We start from the raw sequence: 353 nt of genomic DNA, 5'->3' as shown, positions 1-353 counted from the left end.
TTGGACTTCTGCTTTTAAGCCCAGATAACTGGCCTGAATATGTTAATGAGAGAATCGGTATTCCTCATGTGTGGCATGTTTTCGTCTTTGCTCTTGCATTTTCGCTAGCAANGCTTTTAAGCCCAGATAACTGGCCTGAATATGTTAATGAGAGAATCGGTATTCCTCATGTGTGGCATGTTTTCGTCTTTGCTCTTGCATTTTCGCTAGCAATTAATGTGCATCGATTATCAGCTATTGCCAGCGCCAGATATAAGCGATTTAAGCTAAGAAAACGCATTAAGATGCAAAACGATAAAGTGCGATCAGTAATTCAAAACCTTACAGAAGAGCAATCTATGGTTTTGTGCGCT

General features: G+C 40.1%; 1 protein-coding gene. It reads left to right on the top strand.

Annotated elements, in window-relative coordinates; translation table 11 throughout:
- Nucleotides 1-68: 68 nt before the first annotated feature.
- A partial coding sequence (locus AMD30_RS24910; RefSeq protein WP_084817384.1) for a super-infection exclusion protein B occupies nucleotides 69-353 on the top strand: 285 nt, incomplete at its 3' end.

The sequence above is a fragment of the Gordonia sp. HS-NH1 genome (assembly GCF_001418765.1).
In the GTDB taxonomy this organism is placed as follows: domain Bacteria; phylum Actinomycetota; class Actinomycetes; order Mycobacteriales; family Mycobacteriaceae; genus Gordonia.
This window is presented reverse-complemented; position numbering and strand designations above follow the sequence as displayed.